Genomic DNA, 12,915 nt, shown 5'->3' on the forward strand with positions numbered 1-12,915 from the left:
CGGTGACCCTCGGCCCGGAAGCCACACCCAATTCCCGCTCATCCGGATCGGGTCCGACTCGGCCACCCCGCGCCGATTCGTCCGGAACACGTCGACGACGGGCGGCCCGGCTTCCCCGCCCGCGCGCCACTGTCGACTAGACTGCCACGAAACCGGACCTTCCGGAGAAAGGTTCGCGAACTTGGACAGACGACCCCAACCTGGGCCAGGCCACACCGGGGCTCGGATTCTCGCCGTTCCCGGCCCACTTTCTGCAACCCGGCCGGGCCCGCCCTGCCAACGATTACGGTGCATTGACGTGACCATCATTCGCATTGCCGCCGTCGCGCTCAGCGCTTTCCTGACCGCGCCCGCCGTGGTGGTCGGGTCAGCGGCGCGGGCGGAAGCCGCTCCCTACGTGCCCTGTCCGGCCGTGAAGCCGCCGATGCCGCCGCCCCCCGCACCGTCTCCGCCACCGGTCGGTCCCGACGATCAGGAGGTCGGCGGAGAGTCGCTGGCCACCACGGGACTGGCCATTCCCGCCGGTGCGCCCATGGCGCCGGCGGTGACCGCCACCTCGTGGCTGGTGGCCGACCTCGACAGCGGCGCGGTGCTCGGTGGGTGCGGCCCGCACGAGCACCGCACCCCGGCCAGCGTGCAGAAGATGTTGCTGGCCGCGGCCCTGATGCCCCGGCTCGACCCGACCCAGATCGTCGAGGTGACCCGGGCGGATCTGCAGGATCTCGATCCGGCCAGTTCGCTGATGGGGGTGGTCGCGGGCGGCCGTTACTCGGTCGAGAGCCTGTGGCTGGGGCTGCTCCTCAAGTCGGGAAACGACGCGGCCAACGTGCTGGCCCGGGTGGGCGGCGGCACGGCCGGCCGGGCGGGCGGCGTACAGGCGATGAACGAGGAGGCGCACCGGCTGCACGCGAACCAGACCCACGCGGCGACGCCGTCCGGTCTGGACGGTCCCGGTCAGTACACCAGCGCGTACGACCTGGCGCTGATCGCGCGGGCCACCTACGCCCGCGAGGACTTCCGCCGGTACATCGCCACCCGGGTGGCGCAGATACCGGACGAGGCGGGCACCCCGGGCTTCGCCATCACCCACGACAACACCCTGCTGGACCACTACCCCGGCACGCTCGGCGGGAAGACGGGCTTCACCGACCTGGCCCGGCAGACGTACGTGGGCGTGGCCGAACGCGACGGCCGGCGGCTCGCGGTGACGCTGCTCGGCGCGGAGACCGCGCCGTTGGGCAGTCTGGGCGAGGCGGCGGCCCTGCTCGACTGGGGCTTCGCCCTCTCCCCCGGCGCGTCCGTCGGCCGCCTGGTCACCCCCGGCGAGAAGAAGGACGACCATCCGCAGGCCGCCGTCCAGGGCGGGCGGCACGGTCGGGGCGTGCCCCTGTCGGCGCTCTCGTCGCCGGTCGCCCTCGGCGTCGGCGCCGCCGTCGTCCTGGTCGTCCTGGCCCTGGCGGTGCCGCGCTGGCGGAGGGCCGCGCGCCGGTCGGTCGGTCAGCCGGCCGGACCATCCGGGCGTGACCGGGTCGGGTCGAAACCGTAGGCGGACCAGGCCGCTGCGCCGGCCGTGGGGAGTCCACGACGGACGGCGCGTCTCGGGCCGGCGCCGGCAGCCGGCGAGCCGGTATCCGCGCCCGGCTCGCCGGCGGAGGGCATCAGGTGCGTGGCGCCGCCACGGCGGCCTGGGCGTCGACGATGCCCCAGCCATACACCGGCGAGTAGACGCCGCGCAGGCCGAGCACCGGGGTGCGGGCCGTGGACATCAGCACCGAGTACACGTTGTCGAGGCTGCGCCCCTGGGCGAAGAGCAGAGCCGCGACCCCCGACACGGCGGGCGTCGCCATCGACGTCCCGGCGTACGCGTCGTAGTTGCCCTGGCCGCAGCCCGCGGAGCCGGTGCCCACGGGGACGCTGGACCACACGTCGTCGTCGCAGCTGACCAGGCCGGCGCCACCGGGAGCGGCCACCGCCTTCAGGTCGGTCTTCACGCCCAGGTTGGCGTACCAGGCCTTGACCTCGTTGCGGTCGGTGGCGGTGACGCAGAGCGCGCCCGCTTCCCAGGCCGGGGTGTCGCACAGCGGCGCCGTCTCGTTGCCGGCGGCGGCGACCACCGCGACACCCTTCGTCTGCGCGTACGCGATCGCCGCGGTCGCGTCAGACTCGAGCCCGGTGAGGGTGAGCGCCTGCAAGCCCGGCAGCGCCCCGAGACTGAGGTTGATCACCTTGGCGCCGTGGTCGGCTGCGTAGCGGATGCCCGCGGCGATGTCGGCGAAGCTGCCACTGCCCGCCTCCAGCACCTTGATCGGCATGATCTTCGCGTCCGGGGCGACGCCGGCGACCCCGACCCCGTTGCCGGTGGCCGCGGCCGCGATGCCCGCCACGTGGGTGCCGTGCTCGTCGCCGGCGTCGGCGGTGCCGTTGGGGCCGCGCCAGTCGCCGTTGCCGCAGGAGGTGGGGCCGCAGTCGACGAAGGTGGCGCCGGGCACGAGCTTGGCGCTCAGGTCGGGGTGGCCGAGGTCGACGCCGGTGTCCACCACGGCGATCACCACACCGGCTCCGGTGCTGGTCGCCCAGGCCTGTTCGGCGTTGATCTGCCGCAGAGCCCATTGCTTGTCGTACAACGGATCGTTGGTGGCCGCCTGCGCGGGTGTGGCGACGGCGGCGACGAGCGTCGTGGCCACGGCGGCGCCGGTGAGCAACCGGATGATCGACATGAGGCCTCCTCAGGTACGGCGGGGCTTACCTCCGTATCGGTGACCAGAGTCGATACGTAACAGCGGCGCGGCCGGAACGGCCCGCTACGCTCCCGGACATGGGAGATCCGTTCCGGGTACGCATCACCGTCCGCGGCTACGAACTCGACACCCAGGGCCACCTGAACCAGGCCGTCTACCTGCAGTACGCCGAGCACGCCCGGTGGGAGTGCCTGCGCGCCGCCGGCATCTCGCAGGATCGGCTCATCGCCAGCGGGGTGGGACCGGTCGCCCTGGAGGTCACCGTGCGCTACCTGCGGGAGCTGCGCGGCGGGGACGAGGTGGACGTGTCCTGCGGGTTCCGCTGGGGCGAGGGCAGGACCTTCCACCTCGACCAGGACTACACGCGCGCGGACGGCACCCCGGTGGCGACGCTGACCGGCGTGGGTGGGCTCATCGACCTGTCGGCCCGGCGCCTGGTGCCCGACCCACGCCAGCGGTTCCGGGAGCTGGCCACCGACCCGGGGCCGCTCAACCTGTGACACCGCGTCGGAGAAGGGTGCGCTCGGGAATGCCACCACCGGAGGGGCCGGCTGCCTACGCTTCGGGGGAATGCTCCGGCGGCCGGGACCGCCGCGCACGCGCCTCGGCGTGGCCGGAGTCCACGAGGTCGTAGACACGGGAGATCGGGATGAGACTTCGCGAGCTGCGCCACCAGACCGGGCGGGTCCTGGTGGTGGTCTGCGACAAGGAGGAGGAGGCGGTCAGCACCATCCGCGCGGCGCTGCGGGAGCACGGGTTGATCGCCGCCCGGGTGTCCGCGGTGGGCGGGTTCGCCGACGCCGAGGTCGGCTGGTTCGACCGCGAGGCCGGCGACTACCGGCGCATCCCGGTCACGGAGCAGGTCGAGGTGCTCTCCCTGCTCGGCGACGTCGCCGCGCAGGACGGCGAGCCCGCCCTGCATGTGCACGCGGTGCTGGGACGGGCCGACGGCAGCACGGTCGGCGGGCACCTGCTACGCGGCCGGGTGTGGCCGACGCTCGAGGTCATCATCTCGGAGGTGGCGCCGGAACTGGCGAAACGGGTGGACCCGGAGACCGGCCTGGCCCTGATCTCCGCGGCCCGCTGAGCGTGAGGTCACCCCGTACGCAGCCGGATGACGAGGTCGCGTACCGCGTGCTGGTGGTTCGCGTCGTTCGGATCGAGGGTGTGTCCACGAACCGGTGGCGGCACGGTGTCTCCAGGGCGCGGGCCGCCCGTCCGCCCGGTCAGGCTGCCCCAGCGGTACGCCTCGATGAGCGCCCCGCCCGGCGCGCCGGGTCGCCGTAGCCCGCCTTCGGGCGGAAGAACCCGTCTTGGTCGCCGGCGACGCGGGTCACGATCGGCCGGTCGAGGATCTGCTCCGCGCTCGCTCCCCCGACGCCCGGTACCCGCAACTCGGTCGTCTCCACTGGCACCCGCCGTCCCGTCGACTGTTCGCTGGTACCCGCTTACCCGCTGCGTCCTGCCCCACGCCCGGCGGACGACACCGCGGTGATCCGCGGCGGGTCCGGGCGCCGGGGGGCGGATTTCCGGCGGCGCGGTAGCCGGGTCGTGTGGCGGGACGTTGAACCCCACGTACAGCCCTGGTCGGCGGAGGGACGGTGGTGTGGCGTGGGCTGGGTGGCGACCCGGGGGACGAGCTTCGCCGCACCGGCGTGGGGACGGCGGCGCGGATGGACCTGATGCGGTGGCTGTCGGGGGTGCTCGGGCTGGCCGTCCTGGTGGTCGTGGCGGGCAGCATCCTGCGCAATCTGGTGGTGCCGCGCGGGTTGGGGTCCGCGCTGGTGCGGGTGCTGTGGCGGTCGCTGCGCTGGTTGCTGCGCCGCGCGGCGGCGCCCTTCGACAGCTACGAGGCCCGCGACCGGTTCCTCGCCTGGCTCGCCCCGGGTGTGCTGATCGGGATGCTGTGGTCCTGGCTGTTCGGGCTGCTCGCCGCGTACGGGTTGCTCATGCACGCGGTGTCCGGGATCTCCTGGCCGGACTCCTTCCGCGAGGCCGGTTCCAGCCTGTTCACCCTCGGCTTCGCGTCCGGGAAACGGTCCGCGCTCAACCCGCTGGACTTCATCGCCGCGGCGAGCGGGCCGGTGGTCATCGCGCTGCAGATCGCCTATCTGCCGACGTTGTACGGCGCGTTCAACCGCCGGGAGCAGGAGGTCACCCTGCTCCAGTCCCGCGCCTCGCAGCCCGCCTGGGGGCCTGAGCTGCTGGCCCGGCAGGCCCTCGTCGGCACCGTGGACGAGCTGCGCGGGCTGTACGAGGACTGGGAGCGGTTGGCCGCCGACATCGGCGAGACGCACAGCAACTACCCGGTGCTGCTGTCGTTCCGCTCGCCGCGCCCGTACCGCGGTTGGGTGGTCGCCCTGATCGCGGTGATGGACGCCGCCGCCATGCACATCTCCCTCACCCCGTCCGCGGCGCCCGTCCCCGCCGCGCGGCTGATGCTGCGCTCGGGCTTCACCGCGCTGCGCGAGATCGCCCGGGTGGTCCGCATCCCGTTCGATCCCGACCCCGATCCCGGCGATCCGCTCCGGCTGACGTTCGAGGAGTACGCCGAGGCGGTGGAGCACGTGAAGAAGGCGGGCTTCGTCGTGGAACGTTCGGCGGAGGAGTCCTGGCCGCAATTTCGCGGTTGGCGGGTCAACTACGAGGGCATCGGCTACGCGCTGGCCCGCGCCGTCGACGCCGTGCCGGCGCTGTGGAGCGGCGAGCGGGACTTTCCGCACACGCCGCTGGCGCCTCAACGGCCGGTCGACCGACGGCCGGAGTCGCCAGCCGGGGGTCGAGGCTGACGCGCGCCCCGCAGACTTGATAGGCAAGCTGCTGCTTGCATATACTCGGCCCGGTGAGGGAGGACGTGTTCCGAGCGATCGCCGACCCGACCCGCCGCAAGATTCTCGACGAGCTGACCGAACGCGACGACCAGACCCTGTTCGAGATCTGCTCCCGGCTGACCATGCGGCATCAGATCACCTCCTCCCGGCAGGCGATCTCGCAGCACCTCGAGCTGCTGGAGGCCGCCGGGCTGGTGGTGTCGCGACGGGAGGGGCGTTACAAGTTCCATTCCATCAATCCCGCCCCGCTCGAACAGATCGTCGAGCGGTGGCTCAACCACCGGACGAAGGAGTCCTCGTGAGGATCAACCTGAGCAGCGTGCTCGTCGACGACCAGCAGAAGGCACTGCGGTTCTACACCGAGGTGCTGGGCTTCGTGAAGAAGACGGAGATCCCGATGGGCGGGGTCAGTTGGCTCACCGTCGTCTCCCCCGAGCAGCCGGACGGCACCGAGCTGGTGCTCGAGCCGGACGCCCACCCGGCGGCGAAGCCGTTCAAGGCGGCGCTGGTCGCCGACGGCATCCCGTACACGTCGTTCGCGGTGGAGGACGTGCACAAGGAGTACGAGCGGCTGCGGGAGAAGGGCGTCGTCTTCACCCAGGAGCCGACGGCCATGGGCCCGGTGACCACCGCGGTGTTCGACGACACCTGCGGCAATCTGATCCAGATCGCCTCCCAGTAGGGCCGGGCGGCGGGCCGGAGGTGGTCATCCGGCCCGCACCGCGATCTGGTCGATCTGCGGCAACGCGACGCCGAACTCCCGCGTCCGGCCGGTCTCCACTTCGACGGCTTGCAGTTGGCTGCCGGCGACGAACAGCCATCGGCCGTCCGGCGACCAGGCCATCCGCTGCTGGAAGAACCCGGGATCCGCCGCCAGGTCGACCAGGACGTTCCGGCCGGAGCGCAGGTCGAGCAGGTGGAACCGGGACGTCCCGCCCGAAGCGGTCACCCAGATCGCCGCCCTCGTCCCGTCCGGCGAGATCAGCCCGCGGCTGACCTCGCTCTCGTCCAGCCGCAGCGGCACCGCGCGGCGGGCCCCGTCGCGCTGCTCGATCAGCACCGTGCCGCAGCGCAGGCGCTCGTCGCACTCCCGGGCCAGCCAGTGTCGCGGGCCGACGGCGAGCACCTCCCCGGTGGTGATCCGGTGGACACCGTCGGGGCGCAGCGAGTAGACCCCGCCGGTCGCGGCGACGAGCGGATACCCGGCGCCGTCCGGCTCGGCGAAGCTGCGCGTGCCCTGCGGGAGCTCGAGAGTCCGCCCGGCGCGCCGACCGTCGAAGCGGACGAGGAGCATCCGCCCGGCCTCGTCGTCGCTCACCCACACCGAGGTCGGATCCGGGCCGGGCAGCGCTGCTCCACCATGGCTGAAATCGCCGGTCGCCTCGGCCGCCGGTGCGCCGTCCGGCACCACGTAGCCGGGCACCGCGTCCAGCGGCCGGACGACCACTCGGTCCGGGCCGACCAGGAAGTTGACCGGGCCGGTGCTGAGCAGCGCCGGCACCGGGGTGGTGGTCACCCGGCCGGCGGCGAGGTCGATGCGGACCACCGCGCCCGGTCCCCGGCCGTGCAGCTGCCATCCGGCGTCCACCCCGAGCAGGGGGTGGTCGACCTCGGTCACCACTGGGGCGGTCGATGTGGGGGTGGGCCCGCTCGGCGACGCGGCCGCCGTGGTCGCGGACGGCGGCCGGGTCACCGGCGGCCGGTCCGCGCGGCTGTCGGCGCCGGTACGCGCGTACACGGCCAGCCCGACGCCGACGACGAGCACCAGCGGCAGCCATTTCCGCCAGGGTCGCCGCGGGCGGTCGTCGCGGGCCGGACCGCCGATCTCGATGATGTCGCCCGGGTGGTCGTCGGCCGTCACGCTGCCATCATCCCGCGCGGCGTTGCCCCGCGCTGCCCCCTGTCCGACGGTTGGCGGGCCGGCCGGGGCATGTGAGGATGCGGCGCATGCGCGCGGTGATCTTCGACGAGTTCGGTGCCCGACCCGAGGTCCGCGACGTCCCGGACCCGGTGCCGCCGGCCGGCGGCGTCGTCATCCGGGTGGCGGCGACCGGGCTGTGCCGCAGCGACTGGCACGGTTGGCAGGGGCACGACCCCGACATCCGCCTGCCCCACGTCCCGGGCCACGAGTACGCCGGGGTCGTCGCGGTGGTCGGCGCCGGCGTACGCGGTTGGCGGCCCGGGGACCGGGTGACCGTGCCCTTCGTCTGCGCGTGCGGGCAGTGCCCGGCCTGCCTCTCCGGCGACCAGCAGGTGTGCGAGCGGCAGACGCAGCCGGGCTTCACCGACTGGGGGTCGTTCGCCGAGTACGTGGCGGTGCGCGACGCCGACGTCAACCTGATCCGGCTCCCCGAGGAGCTGGATTACCCGGCCGCGGCGGCGCTCGGCTGCCGGTTCGCCACGGCGTTCCGCGCGGTGGTCGGCCAGGGCCGGGTCGCCGCGGGCGAGTGGGTGGCGGTGCACGGCTGCGGCGGGGTGGGGCTGTCCGCGGTGATGATCGCGGTGGCCTGCGGCGCGCGGGTGGTCGCGGTCGACGTCGCCCCCGATGCGCTGGACCTGGCCCGAGCCTTCGGGGCCACGGTGTGTCTGGACGGCCGCGCCCTCGCCGGACCCGGCGCGGTGGCCGCGGCCGTTCGCGAGGCGACGGGCGGCGGGGCGCACCTGTCGCTGGACGCGCTGGGCAGCCACGCCACCTGCGCCGCGTCGATCGAGGGCCTGCGGCGGCGTGGGCGGCACGTGCAGGTCGGGCTCCTTCCCGCCGCCCAGGGTCGCCCGGCCCTGCCGATGGACCTCGTGATCGCGTACGAGCTGGAACTGCGCGGCAGTCACGGCATGGCCGCGCACGCCTACCCAGAGCTGCTCCGGCTGGTCACCGCCGGCGTGCTGCGCCCCGCCGAGCTGGTCACCCGCACCATCGGCCTCGCCGAGGTGCCCGGCGCGTTGGCCATGATGGACCGTCCCGCGCCGGGCGGGATGTGCCTCATCCAACCCTGGTGAGTCGCACGGCGCGGCCGTCCGGCGTCATCGGCTCACCCCGGCCCACGGCTCATCGTGGTGGCGGTAGTTGGCTGGGCAGGACGGTGGCCTGCCGGCCTTTCGCTTCGATGTCCCAGCGTCCGCCGAAGGCGTTGGTGCCGACCAGGCAGATCCGGCCGATGCTGTCGGGCAGGTCGGGGTCGACGACGAGCTTCCCGTCCCGGGTGTCGAGACCGAGCATGGTACGGAGGAACATCAGGGGTGCCCCGCTGGCCCAGGCCTGTGGGCTGCACGCGGTGGGGTAACGCACGGGAATCCGGCTCCAGGCCCGCTGGTAGCCGGAGAAGGCTTCCGGTAGGCGGTCGTCGGTGTAGCGGGCGGCGTCGAGCATCGCGAGGATGATCCGGTTGGCCTCGTGGCGGAAGCCGTAGCGGGCGAGGCCGTGGGCGATGAGCGAGTTGTCGTGCGGCCAGACGGTGCCCATGTGGTAGCCGATGGGGTTGTAGCCCCGGTCGGCCATGGAGACTGTCCGGACACCCCAGCCCGAGAACATCTCGTCGGACATGAGCTGGCGGGCCACGATGCCGGCCCGGTCGGCGGGGACGATGCCGCTCCACAGCAGGTGGCCCATGTTGGAGGTCATGGAGTCGATCTGGTTCTTGTCCCCGTCGAGCCCGATCGCGTAGTAGCCGCCCCGGCGGTCGATCCAGAAGTCGCGGTTGAACCGGTCGTGCAGCTCCTCGGCCTCTCGTCGAAGCCGCTCGGCGAGCTCGGGTTCGGCGAGGGGCCCCTCGGCCAGTTCGGCCACCCGGAGTTTGGCGTCGTAGGTGTAGCCCTGCAGTTCGCAGGTGGCGATCGGCAGGACGGGGATGGTGCCGTCGGCGAACTGCACGCCGTCCCAGGAATCGCGCCAGCATTGGTTGCCCAGTCCCTGCGAGGATCGCGTCGCGTACTCCACGTAGCCGTCGCCGTCGCGGTCACCGTACTCGTCGATCCAGCGGAGGGCGGCGTGTACGTTGTCCCGGACCTGCCGCACCAGCGCGTCGTCCCCGGTGAAACGCCAGTACTCGGACAGCGCGATCAGCCAGAGCTGGGTGGCGTCGGAGGTGCCGTAGTAGGGGTCGTAGGGTTTGACCCCGGTGCGGGTCAGCTCGCCGGCGCGGATCTCGTGCAGGATCTTGCCGGGCTCCTCGTCGCGGAAGTCGTTCAGCTCGTCGCCTTGGTGGTGGGCGAGGGTCAGCACCGCGCCCCGGGTCAGCCTGGGCCCGTAGCAGACCGTCTGGTACGCGGTGATCAGCGAGTCCCGTCCGAAGACGCTCAGGAACCACGGCAGCCCCGCCGCCGGGAAGTCGATCTGCGTGCCCTTCAGCTCGCGTTGGATGCGCAGGGACACCAGGTCGTCGATGGACTTGGCGAAGATCTCCGGCAAGATCGGCGAATCGCCGTGCAGCGTCGGGGCACCCTTGCGCCACTCGTGCGCCGGGTCCCCCTCGACGCTCTCGAACACCCGCTCGAACTCCCGAACCGTCATGACGACGTCCTTGGGCGAATACAGAGCGGGGACCGTCAGGTCGCAGACCCACACGTCGCGGGGTTCGAGGGTGATGTCCCAGGCGAAGTCGTTGTTGTCCACTCGTTGCGCCGGTGGCCGCGCGTGGACCTCGGTAATCGCCTGGTAGTCGCCGGAATGGTAGTCGAACACCAGGCAGGAACCGTCTTCCGCGTGCCGGCGGGTGATGTGGGGCGAGCGGTCCCGGACGGTTTCCTTGATCTCCAGGATGTCCGCGAAGTCCGTGTCCACCGCCAGATGCAGCTCGACGGTGATCTGCTTGCCGCTCAGGTTCTGCAGCTCGATCCGTTCCTGCATGCCCCGCCCGACGAAGCGCTGCCGGCGCAGCCCGACGCTGTTCGCCGGCAGCCCTGGCAGCTCGGGATTGGTGAGGAAGAAGGCGGCGGCGAAGGGACGGACGGTGGACGAGTCCAGCACCAGCAGCGACGCACCGTTCAAGTGCAGCTGCCACTGGCTGATGAACCGGGTGTCGGCGTAGACGAGGCCGCCGATCGATCCGGGCGGCACGTCGCCGACCGCGTCGGAGTACATGAAGGAGCCGTCTTCGACGATCGCGATGGCGTTCGGGCCCAGTGCCGGCGGCAGCTTCCGGATCGTCTCTTCCAGCAGCCGTTCCGCGCCCTCCGTCGGCATCGGGTCCGCCGGCGTCGGCCGTCGACCTGCGATCGTCACCACCCGCACCCCCCATCGGCGGGCAGGACCGTCGCCAGCCCGCTGCCAACGGTATGCGTTCACGGGCCACGCGGCGGGCGATCCGGCGAACCGCGGCCACGGGGCGGGCCGGTCCCCGGCTGCGCGGCTTCGATCAGGAGCGCTCCGGGGCGCCGGCCGGTTCCGGGAGCCGGTCTCCGGTTCGTCCCGGGGCGGCGACCTGCCGTCGGGGTCGCCACCGCGTCATGCCGACGCCCAGCAGGACGACGATCATGCCGGCGGTCATCCGGAGCGTGACCGGCTCGTCGAGCAGGAGCGCGCCCAACGCCACCGAGACGACCGGCAGCAGGTAGCCGACGCTGGCGGCGTTGGTGGCGCCCTCATGGGTGATGATCTTGTAGGTGAGGTGGAAGGTGAGCGCCGTGCAGCCGAGGGCGAGGACGACGAGGGCACCGACCGACGTAACGGTCACCTGCGGCGCGTCGAGGCCACCGACGGGCAGGAACAGCGCGCTCCAGCCGGCGGCGGCGAGCAGTTGGGCGCTGGACAGCACGATCGTCGGAACTCCTCGGCCGACCAGAGTCCGCCCCATATAGGCGAAGGCGGCGGCGTAGCTGGCCGCGGCGCCGAGGATGGCCAGGGCGTTCCAGCTGACCAGGCCCCCGTGCCGCCACGGGGCGAAGATGGTCACGACTCCGGCGAAGCCGAGCAGGAGACCGCCGAGGCGGATCGGGCGCAGGTCGCGCTCCGCGCCGCTCGCGAGCCCCAGCAGCAGGGCCCAGAGTGGGGTCGTGGCGTTCAGCACCCCGGCGGTGCCCGATTCGACGGTCCGCTGGCCAATGCTGAACAGGGCGAACGGCAGGGCGTTGCAGAGCAGGGCCGCCACGGACAGGTGCCGCCAGGTCGACCGGTCCGTGGGCAGGCGGTGACCGCCCAGCCGGCACACCAGCAGGAGTGCCGCCGCGCCCAGGACGCAGCGGGCGAAGGTCACCTGGGCGGGTGAGAACCCGTCCAGGGCCACCGAGATCCACAGGAAGGTCGAGCCCCACAGCAGGGCCAGTACGCCCACCCGGACCAGGTTCCGGGCGCCGTCGCTGATCATGGGTCTCCCGTCGGGGCGTGTCGTCGCGTCGTGCCGGCTCCACCGTCCCCCGCCTGGACCATCAGAACAAGTGAAGGTTCCTACCTGACCGTTAAGCTGTGCTACATGCTCGACGTACGTCGCCTCCAGGTCCTCCGCGCGGTCGTGACGAGCGGCTCGGTCACCGCCGCCGCGACCCACCTCGGGTACACCCCGTCGGCGGTCAGCCAGCAGATCGCCGCGCTGGAGCGGCAGGCCGGTGTCCGGCTGCTGGAGCGGATCGGTCGCGGCGTACGCCCCACCGCGGCGGGCCGGCTGCTCACCGAGCACGCCGGCATCATCGGCCGGAGCATCGCCGAGGCGGAGACGGCCTTGGCCGAACTCCGGGCCGGCCGCACCGGGCTGCTGACCGTGCGCTACTTCGCCACCGCCGGCGCCGCCCTGATCCCGCCCGCGCTGGCCCGTTTCCGCCAGCACCATCCGGACGTACGGGTCGAGCTGAAGCTGACCGACCCCGACGACCCGCTGCCGGAGGTGACGCAGGGCCAGGCCGACCTGGCCATCCTCGTCCGCGCCGGCGCGCCGGTCCGCGACGGCGTGCGCCTCGTCCACCTGCTCGACGATCCGTACCTGGCCGTCCTGCCCCGCGATCACCGCCTCGCCGCGAAGGAGGCGGTCGACCTGGCCGATCTCGCCGCGGAGCCCTGGGTCAGCAGCGAGCCGGCCGGGCCGTGCCGGGAGGTGGTGCTGGCCGCCTGCGCGGCGGCGGGTTTCCATCCGCGGACCTCGGTGGAGTGCGACGACTACCCCACGGCGCAGGGTTTCGTCGCCGCCGGGCTCGGCGTCAGCGTGATCCCGCGAACCGCCCTCGACAGCCACCACCCCGACGTGGCCGTACGGGAGATCCGGAACCCGCAGCCGGTCCGGCGGATCCACGCGGCGGTCCGGGAGACCTCGCTGGAGCAACCGGCGCTGCGCGGCCTGCTCACCGCGCTGCGCGACGCTGCCCGCGCGCGGGGCTGACCGCGCCCAGCCGCCGCCACCGACCCACGGTTTCACGTCGGGTCG

At 72.9% G+C, this 12,915-nt stretch carries 13 protein-coding genes; 8 read left to right on the top strand and 5 right to left on the bottom strand.

All coding sequences use genetic code 11. The features are described 5' to 3' along the window. Positions 1-298 precede the first annotated feature (298 nt). On the top strand, positions 299-1,546 hold the full coding sequence (locus tag FXF52_RS32755; RefSeq protein WP_148802921.1) for a D-alanyl-D-alanine carboxypeptidase family protein: 1,248 nt from the start codon (positions 299-301) through the stop codon (positions 1,544-1,546). Positions 1,547-1,658: 112 nt separating this feature from the next. Here the strand turns inward: FXF52_RS32755 and FXF52_RS32760 are convergent, their stop codons facing one another. Next, positions 1,659-2,717 (bottom strand): S8 family serine peptidase, encoded by a 1,059-nt coding sequence (locus tag FXF52_RS32760; RefSeq protein WP_148802923.1) that lies wholly within the window; start codon positions 2,715-2,717, stop codon positions 1,659-1,661. Between the two features lie 98 nt (positions 2,718-2,815). Here FXF52_RS32760 and FXF52_RS32765 point away from each other — a divergent pair, with 98 nt between their 5' ends. Next, positions 2,816-3,238, top strand: coding sequence for a thioesterase family protein (locus tag FXF52_RS32765; RefSeq protein WP_148802925.1), 423 nt, complete (start codon positions 2,816-2,818; stop codon positions 3,236-3,238). Between the two features lie 149 nt (positions 3,239-3,387). Then, entirely contained in the window at positions 3,388-3,825 is a 438-nt protein-coding gene (locus FXF52_RS32770; protein ID WP_148802927.1) for a PPC domain-containing DNA-binding protein, read from the top strand. Between the two features lie 139 nt (positions 3,826-3,964). Here the strand turns inward: FXF52_RS32770 and FXF52_RS32775 are convergent, their stop codons facing one another. Next, positions 3,965-4,153 carry a hypothetical protein gene (locus FXF52_RS32775; protein WP_148802929.1) on the bottom strand — a complete coding sequence of 63 codons (189 nt, stop codon included), beginning with the start codon at positions 4,151-4,153 and terminating at the stop codon, positions 3,965-3,967. A gap of 186 nt (positions 4,154-4,339) precedes the next feature. Between FXF52_RS32775 and FXF52_RS32780 the strand changes: the two genes are divergently transcribed. Genes FXF52_RS32780 through FXF52_RS32790 form a run of 3 tightly spaced genes read left to right on the top strand, consistent with a single transcriptional unit; the run spans position 4,340 to position 6,251 of the window. Then, positions 4,340-5,527: a hypothetical protein gene (locus FXF52_RS32780; RefSeq protein ID WP_148802931.1), complete on the top strand. Its 1,188-nt coding sequence runs from the start codon at positions 4,340-4,342 to the stop codon at positions 5,525-5,527. Positions 5,528-5,580: 53 nt separating this feature from the next. Continuing rightward, a complete protein-coding gene (locus FXF52_RS32785) occupies positions 5,581-5,871 on the top strand; it encodes a helix-turn-helix transcriptional regulator (RefSeq protein ID WP_148802933.1) in 291 nt (96 codons plus the stop codon). After that, a complete protein-coding gene (locus FXF52_RS32790) occupies positions 5,868-6,251 on the top strand; it encodes a VOC family protein (protein ID WP_148802935.1) in 384 nt (127 codons plus the stop codon). The genes FXF52_RS32785 and FXF52_RS32790 overlap by 4 nt, the downstream gene beginning before the upstream one ends. 24 nt (positions 6,252-6,275) lie before the next feature. Here FXF52_RS32790 and FXF52_RS32795 read toward each other — a convergent pair whose 3' ends face one another. Continuing rightward, complete coding sequence (locus tag FXF52_RS32795) at positions 6,276-7,430, bottom strand: hypothetical protein (RefSeq protein WP_148802937.1); 1,155 nt, start codon at positions 7,428-7,430, stop codon at positions 6,276-6,278. Positions 7,431-7,516: 86 nt separating this feature from the next. Here FXF52_RS32795 and FXF52_RS32800 point away from each other — a divergent pair, with 86 nt between their 5' ends. Next, positions 7,517-8,566, top strand: coding sequence for a zinc-dependent alcohol dehydrogenase family protein (locus FXF52_RS32800; RefSeq protein WP_148802939.1), 1,050 nt, complete (start codon positions 7,517-7,519; stop codon positions 8,564-8,566). A gap of 49 nt (positions 8,567-8,615) precedes the next feature. Here FXF52_RS32800 and FXF52_RS32805 read toward each other — a convergent pair whose 3' ends face one another. Both FXF52_RS32805 and FXF52_RS32810 read right to left on the bottom strand, forming a co-directional pair. Then, positions 8,616-10,787 (bottom strand): glycogen debranching N-terminal domain-containing protein, encoded by a 2,172-nt coding sequence (locus FXF52_RS32805; protein ID WP_255472578.1) that lies wholly within the window; start codon positions 10,785-10,787, stop codon positions 8,616-8,618. A 133-nt stretch (positions 10,788-10,920) separates the two neighbouring features. Continuing rightward, a complete protein-coding gene (locus tag FXF52_RS32810; RefSeq protein WP_148802941.1) occupies positions 10,921-11,868 on the bottom strand; it encodes a DMT family transporter in 948 nt (315 codons plus the stop codon). 105 nt (positions 11,869-11,973) lie between these two features. Between FXF52_RS32810 and FXF52_RS32815 the strand changes: the two genes are divergently transcribed. Next, positions 11,974-12,870, top strand: a complete 897-nt coding sequence (locus tag FXF52_RS32815) for a LysR family transcriptional regulator (RefSeq protein WP_148802943.1) — start codon at positions 11,974-11,976, stop codon at positions 12,868-12,870. Positions 12,871-12,915 lie beyond the last annotated feature (45 nt).

This window comes from Micromonospora sp. MP36, from assembly GCF_008119785.1.
Taxonomy (GTDB): domain Bacteria; phylum Actinomycetota; class Actinomycetes; order Mycobacteriales; family Micromonosporaceae; genus Micromonospora.